Here is a 10,294-nt window from a genome sequence, read left to right as displayed (position 1 = left end):
CAGTACAGGGATCATTAACTTACGCATTCTTAGTATCTCCCTTGACGTGAACCTGTTGAACGAGACTGCGTGTTCGAAGTGTCTTCTTGTGTACGATCAGACTCAAGTTGAATTTGATCATAGGTTGAAGATGACTTCGATTTACGTTTGGTATCTGCTTTGCCCTCTTGTCCCGCCAACTTATCGATTGGAAGGTAAAGAAGATTGCCGCTTGATTCCGAGTCAATCAACACTTTCGAAGTGCTTGAGTACACCTCTTCCATTGCGTCAATGTACAGACGATCACGCGTTACACCAGGCGCTGCTTGGTATTCTGGTAATAGTTTTTCGAACTGTGCTACCTGACCAAGAGCCTCGTTAGTGACACGCTCATTGTAACCTTGTGCTTCTTTCTTCAAACGCTCTGCACGACCCGTTGCCTTAGGCAAGATTTCGTTCTTGTATGCTTCAGCTTCACGAATGAAACGCTCTTCATCCTCACGTGCTGCGATTGCATCATCAAACGCATCTTTCACTTGCTCTGGTGGACGAGCAGACTGGAAGTTCACATCAACAAGTACCAGACCCATATCATAGCTATCAATGATTTGGTTCAGTGTTTCTTGCGTAGTTTGACGAATTTGCTGACGACCACTGGTTAGAATGCTATCCATCAATGAGTCACCAATTACTGCACGTAGTGCAGAATCCGTTGCTTGACGCAAGCTGTCGTCTGCATTGGTTACACGGTACAAGTATTTGTATGGGTCAGTCACTCGGTACTGAACATCCATCGCAACTGTTACAACGTTTTCATCTTTGGTCAGCATTAGACCAGATGCACGTAGTGAACGAATCGCTTGTACGTTTACCGCTTCGTACTCATCAATAAAGCGAGGACGCCAGTTAAGACCTGGGTCTACGATACGATCGTATTTACCTAAACGCAGTACAACACCACGCTCTGCTTCACCGATGGTGTAAAAACCAGCGAAGAACCAAACTGCAACAGCAATCAGAGCAATCACGCCAAAGCCAATTGCACTACCACCACCGCCGCCGATTGGAGAACCACCGCCGCCTTTTTTACCAAACTTGCCGCCCAGCTTTTGACTCAGTTTGTTGAACACTTCATCTAAATCTGGCGGACCTTGATCTCGGCCACCAGGACGCTGGCCACCACGATTATTATTACCCCAAGGGTCATTATCGCGGCCATTGTTGCCGTTGTTATTTCCAGGCTCATTCCACGCCATTAGAAAGCTCCATCATTTGATATGACGTTATACTGTAGCAGTCCTTTAAGTGACTATAAAGCCAGTCAAAACTGCCCCTTCTCTTTTTTCAAGTCTAGACCAATCTACTTGCTGCATTCGAATATCGATCAACAAGTTACCATCCTGGTCATATTCCTCACGTTGAATACACTTCATTTGGAAGAAGGTACTACGGAATCGTCCTTGATACTGTGGAGGAATTCGCAACTGATGCTCGACCATTTGTGACGCCAGACGTTCCGTCAGAGCCTCAAACAGGACATCAATGCCCAACCCATCCATTGCTGAAACCCAAACTGCGCGAGGTACGCCTTCCTCGTCTCGTTCTATACGTGGTTTCTGCGAATCTAGATTGTCGATTTTGTTCATGACAACCAGAGTCGGCACTTCATGCGCGTCGATCTCTTCTAGTACTTCATGAACAGCTTGAATATTCTCACGAAAACGCTCATCACTGGCATCAACAACATGTAACAAAATGTCAGCTTCTTGCGTTTCCTGCAAGGTTGCCTTGAAGGCCGCAACCAAGTCGTGTGGCAAATGTCGAATAAAACCAACCGTGTCTGCCAAGATGGCAGGACCAACATCTGCTAACTCTATCTTACGTAAAGTCGGGTCCAAAGTAGCAAATAATTGATCAGCCGCGTACACGCCAGCTTCTGTAATACGGTTGAAGAGTGTCGACTTACCCGCGTTGGTGTAACCCACAAGTGAAACCGTTGGGATTTCAGCTCGATTTCGGGCGCGGCGCCCTTGTTCACGCTGCTTCGCTACTTTGTCTAAGCGTCGCAGGATGGCTTTGATTCTGTCACGCAATAAGCGACGGTCGGTTTCCAGCTGGGTTTCACCCGGGCCACGTAAACCGATACCACCTTTCTGCCTTTCAAGGTGTGTCCAACCACGAATCAAACGAGTAGAGATATGACGAAGTTGAGCCAGCTCTACCTGTAGCTTACCTTCGTGTGTTCGAGCTCGTTGAGCAAAGATATCGAGAATAAGACCAGTGCGGTCGAGAACTCGACATTGGCACAGTGCTTCGAGGTTACGTTCTTGGGCAGGAGAGAGGGCGTGATTAAAAATCACAATTTCGGCACCCGTTGATTGTACCGCTGTAGCAATCTCTTGGGCCTTACCCTCTCCGACATAGTATTTAGGGTGTGGGGATTGACGACTACCAGTTACCACTTGTAGCGCCTCTACCCCAGCAGAAGAAACCAGCATTTCGAACTCAGCCAGATCTTCCCATTCACCTTCTTGCGTGAAGTTGATATGAACAAGTACGGCTCGCTCACCGGATTCATAACGGTCAAACAAGCAATCAACTCCTTATTTTAAAAATACTCGATGAAGAATTAATCTTCAGATTTCTCTTGTGGACGCTCACCTTGTGGACGTTCACCGCTGTGATGGCTCACTGGACGAGCCGGCACAACTGTTGAGATCGCGTGCTTGTACACCATTTGGTTAACAGTATTCTTCAGCAGGATCACAAATTGATCGAATGATTCGATCTGACCTTGTAGTTTAATACCATTCACAAGGTAGATAGATACCGGGATACGCTCACGACGTAGCGCGTTTAGAAATGGGTCTTGTAGAGATTGCCCCTTAGCCATTTTTATTTTCCTTATTTAATTTGTAGTTGTAATTATTTAGCTAGTGGTGCAATGCAAAAGATACGGCTTTTGCATCTGAGCTAAACGAATCAAAAATGCACTCTAAGTAATTAGCAGCATAGTATAAAAACCGCCAACAACAGATCCTTTGAGAGTGCGTTCACGCAAAAACGATCACATTATACACAGCTATGTCAATCAGATGCTATTGCTTCCGACATCGTTTCTAATGCCTGTTCAATGTTCTCGCTATCCAACCAAGTTAAATCATCCCAGCTGCGTAACCAGGTGATTTGACGCTTGGCCAATTGACGAGTCGCGCATACGCCACGAAATACCGCTTCGTCACGTGTACACTCCCCATCTAAATACTCCCACATCTGTCGGTAACCGACGCATCGTATGGAAGGAAGATCGGGGTGAAGATCTTTTCGCGAATATAACGCTTTCATTTCTTCTTCAAAGCCCGCTTCCATCATCTTCTCGAAACGGAGTTCAATCCGACGGTGAAGTTCTGCCCTATCCTTGGGAGCTATTGCAAACTGCTTGACTCGGTATGGTAGGCTTTCACCTTTCGTTTGAGTCAATTCAGTCAAAGTTTTACCTGAAATGCGAAAAACTTCCAATGCCCGAGATAAACGTTGGGGATCATTGGGATGGATTCTCGCGGCTGACACAGGATCAACCTCTTTGAGTTCATCGTGCAACACTGACCAACCTTTAGTCAATGCCTCTTGTTCAATTTGCTGACGAATTTCAGGATTTGCAGCAGGAAGTGGTGATAAACCTTCAAGTAACGCCTTGTAATACAGCATTGTTCCACCCACAAGAAGTGGAATTTTTCCTTCTGCAACAATATCATCCATCGCTTTCAATGCATCTCGACGAAAGTCGGCGACAGAGTAAGATTCACTTGGATCCAAAATATCTATCAAGCGATGAGGCGCCAAACTTAACTCTTTTTCATCCGGTTTCGCCGTACCGATATCCATCCCTTTGTAGATCAAAGCAGAATCAACACTGATGATCTCAATCGGAAATTTTTGACGAAGACGAATCGCCAGCTCAGTTTTGCCTGATGCAGTTGGCCCCATTAAAAATAGCGCCAAAGGTAGTTTATCTGTCATGGTTTTAATTTGGCTATCGTGGCAGAGAAATCAACAGCGGATACGAATTTTGTATCTTCTAATGGCAATTGACCATGTCTTAGCTGTTCAAGTTCCGCAATAATTTGAATGGCTTCAGAAAAAGTATAGTGACTCTTCACTGTCGTGACCTGTAATGCGAGCCAATCTATCAACTCAGACAGCATCTGAGCCGCTGCTATACCTTCGTTCACACAAGATTGCGCGTAAGATAACAGATCTGGTACTAAATTTTGTAAGTTTTGTTGACGCAGCGGAGCTGGGACGCCCATCACCATTAAGGCGTGCTCGTTTCTCGCTTTCAATTGAATACCAAGCAATGCCAAATCTTGTTGATAATCTTGGGCCAGTCTCACTAATTCGGGCTCTAACTTAATAGATAGAGGAACAAGCAGAGGTTGTGCCTTGAGTGCACCATCGCTTGGAGTGAGCTGGCCTTTTACACGATAAAATTCTGCTCTAGGTAACGAGACTAACGCCGCCCCACTGTCACTGCTCATCAAAACAAATTGTTCATCGACCACCATCAGCGCTTTGCCTAATGCAGTAATCGATGGCATTGATGTGTGCGAAGTTATCGTTTGGGGCGCTATTGGAGTGACTGCCTGAGCCTCAAACTCTGGCGTTTTCAGCAGCTCGTGATAAGCGCGTACTTCTTGTTTAGTTGGCGCTGGTTCTACGTGGCGCTCTTTACTGTGACTTGGCTTTGGTGCAGGTTTGGATTCCACCCAATCATTACGTTTGAATGACTCCACTACGCGCGCCTCTCGCACGGAGGTTTCACTAGGACCGCTATTACGAGGCTTCACTTCATAATCACTGCGTCCAGGATAAGCCGGTGTACTCTCTATCGCTTGATAAACCCGCTCTGGTACTGGTGAAGATGCTGGCTCTTGTACATTTTCAGGCTCTGGCGAATGCTCAATCTCTTCAGACTCAGTCGGTTCCACGCGATGAAATGCCGATTCATTCACCTGTGGTTTATCAATCACGGCGCTTTGCGCAAGTGCATCCGTCAAAGCTTGATAGATGAAATCATGCACCAAACGAGCTTGGTGGAAACGCACTTCATGCTTAGCAGGGTGAACATTCACATCTACTTGGTGCGGATCTAGCTCAATAAAGAGCACATACGCAGCAAACTGATCTGGCTTTAAGCTCATTTCATAGCTTTGACGAATCGCGTGATTGATTAATTTGTCACGCATCATTCGGCCATTCACATAGCAATATTGTAAATCGCTTTGCTGCCTTGCTCCCTCTGGCGTGGTAATCCACCCATGTAGCTTTAACCCTTGATGCTCAAGCTCGATTCTGAGCATATGCCGCACAAACGCATTACCGCAGACAGCAGCAATACGCTTTTCGGTTTGAAGCTGATTTTTCGCCGCGCGATATTGACGGATGATCTTGCCGTTATGACGCACATTGATGGTGACATCAAAGCGACTTAACGCAATACGTTTCAATAACTCATCAATATGAGCAAATTCGGTTTTCTCCGTACGAAGAAACTTGCGACGCGCTGGAGTATTAAAAAATAAGTCCAACACCTCAACAGTCGTGCCAATCGGGTGCGCTGCTGGCTTAAGCTTCACCTGCATATCACGCCCTTCGGAGTAGGCACTCCAGGCTTCTTCTTGTGCCGCAGGACGCGACGTGAGCGTCAAACGCGAGACTGAGCTAATACTGGCTAACGCTTCACCGCGAAAACCTAGACTCATAATGGCTTCGAGATCATCTAAGGTATGTATCTTAGATGTCGCATGACGACTGAGCGCTAAGCCAAGTTCATCTTTCGCGATACCTTTTCCGTTATCACGAACACGAATCAGCTTTGCGCCTCCTTTCTCGATATCGATATCGATTCGAGTTGCGCCAGAATCAAGACTATTTTCAACCAGCTCTTTAATCACAGAAGCAGGTCTTTCGACCACTTCCCCTGCGGCGATTTGGTTTGCAAGTCTGGCTGGCAAAATTTTAATCGTCATAATGAGTTAGAAGCTCACCTACTTGTTTGGAATGATCAGGACTTGCCCAACCGCTAGCTGATCAGAGCGTAAGTTATTCGCTTTACGAATGCTCGATACGCTAACGCCGTATTTGGACGCTATTTTGCCAAGGAACTCACCCCGAGAAACCTTGTGCTTACGAATCGGTTTATCTTTTACCGCGACCGTTATCTTCAACTTTTGCCCTACCCACAAGGTATCTGACTTCAAGTTATTCTCTCGGCGGATATCTGAAACCTTCACTTTATAGTGATTCGCAATCTTACCTAAGAACTCACCAGACTTAACCTTGTGCGTAATGGTTTCTGTCTCAACAGTAATCGGTTTACTTGGCACTTTAATCGTACCAGCAGAAGGAATGTTGAGCTTCTGACCAATTGCCAAGCCTGTCGACTTCAAGTTGTTTGCCGACATCAGCGCTTTAGAGCTAAGCCCATATTTGTTCGCGATCACCGATAATGACTCGCCACGCTTTACAATATGTACCATTGGCTTCGCTGAAGGCGAGAACACCGTACCCTCTGGTGGGTTATCTTTTAAGTACTTGACGACCGCCTTAGTGATAGCCTGAGCTAACTTATCTTGGTGCGCTCGTTGAAACAGTAAACGCTCTTCTGTTGGGTTAGAAATAAAGCCCGTTTCCACTAGCACAGACGGAATCTGTGGAGAGCGTAAAACCGCAAGGCTGGTGTTGATCGGTTTGGTGTTATGCAGGTGCGCAACACGTCCCATCTCACCTAGGATTTCTGTTGCCAGCTTATAGCCTTCTTTTTGTGAATGACTAAACTGCAAGTCCAACAAAGTTTGGTTCACGTTACGATCTTTTGTCTTCGTGAAGAACGCATTACCCGAGCCGCCCAATAACTCAGACTGTTTCTCATGGTTCTCGACCCAACGAGCAATTTCGGTATTTGCACGACGAGTATTTAGTACGAAGACCGATCCACCGCGAGGCTTCGGTGAAGTAAACGCATCTGCGTGAATGGAAATCAGCAAGTGCGCATCATTTTCACGAGCAATCGCGACACGACGGTTTAAGTTTACAAAATAATCTCCCGTACGAGTCATGCGCGTTTTAATACCAGGAGTCGCATCGAGCTGAGCAGCAATTTTTCTTGAGATACTCAATACCGCATCTTTCTCGTACTTACGACGTGAAGGGCCAATAGAGCCAGGGTCTTCCCCACCGTGACCAGGGTCGATAACAATTAACACTTCTTGAGCTCGTTGAACTGAACTCATGTCTTTGCTGGCCGCCGCTGGCTTACTCGGTTTAGAGGTCGATGCCTTCTTACCGTGCGGTAAATCAATCACCAAGCGGTGACCATACTGCCCACCTGGTGTTGGGCTTAATTTAAATAATTCCGCTTGAACGCTCTTTTTTAGTTCAAACACCAAACGATAAGTGCCCTTCTCTGGAGGCGAGCTTTTTCGTACCAGTTTTAAAACAGGGCTATCCGTAACAGTAACAGGCAGTCTGGCCTGCATCGTCGTGCTTTTTAAATCCACGACAAGGCGATCCGGCCCTGATAAAGAGAAATAGGAATAGTCAGCTTCCGAGCCTAAATCGATGACAACACGTGTTTCATCAGGTGAAGGCCAAACTCGAAAACTCTTAACGACGTTAGCAAATGCTAAATTGGGGATGAGAAGGAGAAAAGTGGCGACAAACGTCGCCACTACTCTAAAATTTGAAAAACTCAACATAGCTCCAATCGACTGAGTAACTGCACACCATAATCATTATTAGCTGTTAGTTCGGCTACACGTTGCTCACCTTGGTAGCGAATGTTTACATCAAGATCCGGTTGTGGCAGTAAGCCATGCCCTTTTTCAGGCCATTCAACCAAGCAAATCGCATCGTCTGTGAAATAGTCTCGAATACCCATAAACTCAAGCTCTTCAGGATCCGCAAGACGATAAAGGTCGAAGTGATATACTTGCCACTGATCCAACTGGTACGGTTCGACTAGAGTATAAGTTGGACTTTTCACGTTACCTTGATGACCAAGAGCACGGACAAAACCACGACTAAAGGTTGTTTTACCTGCACCCAAATCACCATGCAGATAAATTGTGGTTTGCTGGGAACAAAGCTGAGCCATAGCGGTGCCTAGTGCAACCGTTTCATGCTCATCTTTTAAATTGAATTGTTTCGTGCTCATTGATGCTTCTCTAACTAATGATCGTTGACTATATAAAAATCAAAAGAACAGGAATAGTAAACCGTGTTGGTTTTGAGAGACAAGCTTTCAAATGTCATATGTGCGAAAAAAGTATCCAATAAACGGTATCTTAATCATCTTAGTATCGACCTAGATTTAGAATATATGCAAATGACTTCAATAAGCAGTATTCACAACATCAAAAACGTACCTAACTGGGTAGCACCAAAGCCAGAGATCCGTTAAGATCCGCCCCCCTTTATTCCGGTGGTTAACATGAACTACGAACAACTCGCACAACAAATCAAAGTTTGGGGAAAAGAACTCGGCTTCCAAAAAGTTGGGATCTGCGACGTTGATCTGAGTGAACATGAAGCAGCACTACAAAAATGGCTTGATGCAGGCTATCACGGCTCAATGGATTGGATGGCTCGTCACGGTATGATGCGTGCTAGACCCCATGAGCTACTCCCGGGAACCGTTCGTGTTATCAGCGTCCGGATGGACTATCTGCCACCAGAGGCTCAATTCGCTTCGAACCTCGCGAATAAAAGTCATGCCTATATTAGCCGCTACGCACTAGGGCGCGATTATCACAAGCTCGTCAGAAAGCAGCTAAATAAGCTCGGCAAACTTATTGAACAAGAGGTTGGTCAATATGGTTACCGACCTTTCGTTGATTCCGCACCAATATTAGAGCGACCTCTCGCCCAAAAAGCGGGCTTAGGTTGGACCGGGAAACATTCCCTGATTTTAGATCAAGACTGTGGATCGTGGTTCTTTTTAGGTGAACTACTTATCGACTTACCACTACCCGTAGATGAGCCAAGCGTTGATCAGTGCGGTAAATGCAAAGCATGCATTACATCATGCCCAACACAAGCCATCGTTGAAGACAAAGTTGTCGATGCCAGGCGTTGTATCTCTTATCTCACCATCGAGTTCGGTGGCGTGATTCCTGAAGAGTTTCGAAAGCCAATGGGTAACCGCATTTATGGTTGTGACGACTGTCAATTGGTTTGCCCATGGAACCGCTACGCCGACATAACGGAGCAAGATGATTTCCACCGTCGTGACAGTTTCAAAAACCCTGACCTCGTCGACATGTTTAACTGGGATGAAGCGACTTTTCTAAAAAATATGGAAGGCTCCGCTATCCGTCGTATTGGTCATATACAGTGGCTACGTAACATCGCTGTCGCACTTGGTAATGCAGAATATAGTCAGCGAATCATAGATGCGCTGGAAAGTCGGCAAGGTGAAAATAAATTACTTGATGAGCACATTAAATGGGCTTTGACAGAGCAACTGAATCAACTCCCCACTGAGAGTAATTCATCTATAGAGACAAAAAAGCAACGCTTAATAAGGATAGTCGAGAAGGGACTGCCGAGAGACGCATAGAGCGTAGTCTATATGCAAGAGATTGAAAGTACTTTTGCATGTTCAATTCATGACCTTGTTCTCAATTTTGTAATGTGGAAAAAAATTTGAGATTCAAGAAAAACAAGCTAGCAGAAAAAAGTTAAACACAGCTCGGAGAAATGACTAGGATCAAAAAAATACCAGTTAATGATCGTATTTTAACGTACTCGATCCGACAAAAAACTTATTTTTTCTTTATATAACAAAGATTTAATTGGTATTTCTTTGTTGTTTCCACTTCACTTTAGAGAAAAGATCTTTCTTCCCCATCATAAAAAGTCAAGCTAAAAACACTTTATCAACCAACTTATCCACAGAACGACGTATGTGGATAACTCTGTTAATTAAAGTAGATAAAACACGCGAAGCCTCATCATACTTGTACGTCAGCCGATTCATATCGTGTTTTAAACACAAACGAAATCGTCCGACATCATATGATGCGGATAAAAGTTTAGCTTTTGGGGATTCATGCTTCGCAGCATTATGAAAAGAGCGATGTGATTGGTTGCGAGAAGCAGGCGTTGAATCAAGCGGCGCATCCGTAGACGACTTAACAATTGTATACTAAATAAGTACTCAATCTATCGTCTTGTATTTGGTTGCGGGGGCCGGATTTGAACCGACGACCTTCGGGTTATGAGCCCGACGAGCTACCAAGCTGCTCCACCCCGC

The 10,294-nt window shown here is 45.3% G+C and carries 8 protein-coding genes; 1 reads left to right on the top strand and 7 read right to left on the bottom strand.

What is annotated here, in order from left to right; translation table 11 throughout:
• Positions 1-29 precede the first annotated feature (29 nt).
• From hflK to tsaE, 7 genes are all read right to left on the bottom strand, one after another.
• A complete protein-coding gene (gene hflK / locus R8N28_RS21615; protein ID WP_017633728.1) occupies positions 30-1,235 on the bottom strand; it encodes an FtsH protease activity modulator HflK in 1,206 nt (401 codons plus the stop codon).
• A 45-nt stretch (positions 1,236-1,280) separates the two neighbouring features.
• Positions 1,281-2,570: a ribosome rescue GTPase HflX gene (gene hflX, locus R8N28_RS21610; protein ID WP_005381380.1), complete on the bottom strand. Its 1,290-nt coding sequence runs from the start codon at positions 2,568-2,570 to the stop codon at positions 1,281-1,283.
• A gap of 38 nt (positions 2,571-2,608) precedes the next feature.
• Positions 2,609-2,872 carry an RNA chaperone Hfq gene (gene hfq / locus R8N28_RS21605; protein ID WP_005381379.1) on the bottom strand — a complete coding sequence of 88 codons (264 nt, stop codon included), beginning with the start codon at positions 2,870-2,872 and terminating at the stop codon, positions 2,609-2,611.
• 194 nt (positions 2,873-3,066) lie between these two features.
• The gene (miaA, locus tag R8N28_RS21600; RefSeq protein WP_047103958.1) at positions 3,067-3,999 is read right to left on the bottom strand and encodes a tRNA (adenosine(37)-N6)-dimethylallyltransferase MiaA; all 933 of its coding nucleotides are present in this window, start codon (positions 3,997-3,999) and stop codon (positions 3,067-3,069) included.
• Positions 3,996-6,008 (bottom strand): DNA mismatch repair endonuclease MutL, encoded by a 2,013-nt coding sequence (mutL, locus tag R8N28_RS21595; protein ID WP_065274929.1) that lies wholly within the window; start codon positions 6,006-6,008, stop codon positions 3,996-3,998. Before mutL ends, miaA begins: the two co-directional genes overlap by 4 nt.
• Positions 6,009-6,026: 18 nt before the next feature.
• Positions 6,027-7,736, bottom strand: coding sequence for an N-acetylmuramoyl-L-alanine amidase (locus R8N28_RS21590; RefSeq protein ID WP_025768796.1), 1,710 nt, complete (start codon positions 7,734-7,736; stop codon positions 6,027-6,029).
• A complete protein-coding gene (gene tsaE / locus R8N28_RS21585) occupies positions 7,730-8,194 on the bottom strand; it encodes a tRNA (adenosine(37)-N6)-threonylcarbamoyltransferase complex ATPase subunit type 1 TsaE (protein ID WP_065274930.1) in 465 nt (154 codons plus the stop codon). The genes R8N28_RS21590 and tsaE overlap by 7 nt, the downstream gene beginning before the upstream one ends.
• 276 nt (positions 8,195-8,470) lie before the next feature.
• On the opposite strand from tsaE, the gene queG reads away from it, so the two are divergent.
• Entirely contained in the window at positions 8,471-9,598 is a 1,128-nt protein-coding gene (gene queG, locus R8N28_RS21580) for a tRNA epoxyqueuosine(34) reductase QueG (RefSeq protein WP_065274931.1), read from the top strand.
• The last annotated feature ends 696 nt before the right edge of the window (positions 9,599-10,294 follow it).

Source organism: Vibrio sp. Vb1554 (assembly GCF_033344235.1).
Note: the sequence above shows the minus strand (reverse complement) of the source record. Positions and strands in the feature narration are given on the sequence as shown.

What these genes read in the sequence shown, in the direction of transcription:
- queG (WP_065274931.1), top strand. Translation starts at nt 8,471, where the DNA reads ATGAACTACGAACAACTCGCACAACAAATCAAAGTTTGGGGAAAAGAA.
- tsaE (WP_065274930.1), bottom strand. Translation starts at nt 8,194, where the DNA reads ATGAGCACGAAACAATTCAATTTAAAAGATGAGCATGAAACGGTTGCA.
- hfq (WP_005381379.1), bottom strand. Translation starts at nt 2,872, where the DNA reads ATGGCTAAGGGGCAATCTCTACAAGACCCATTTCTAAACGCGCTACGT.
- miaA (WP_047103958.1), bottom strand. Translation starts at nt 3,999, where the DNA reads ATGACAGATAAACTACCTTTGGCGCTATTTTTAATGGGGCCAACTGCA.
- mutL (WP_065274929.1), bottom strand. Translation starts at nt 6,008, where the DNA reads ATGACGATTAAAATTTTGCCAGCCAGACTTGCAAACCAAATCGCCGCA.
- hflK (WP_017633728.1), bottom strand. Translation starts at nt 1,235, where the DNA reads ATGGCGTGGAATGAGCCTGGAAATAACAACGGCAACAATGGCCGCGAT.
- R8N28_RS21590 (WP_025768796.1), bottom strand. Translation starts at nt 7,736, where the DNA reads ATGTTGAGTTTTTCAAATTTTAGAGTAGTGGCGACGTTTGTCGCCACT.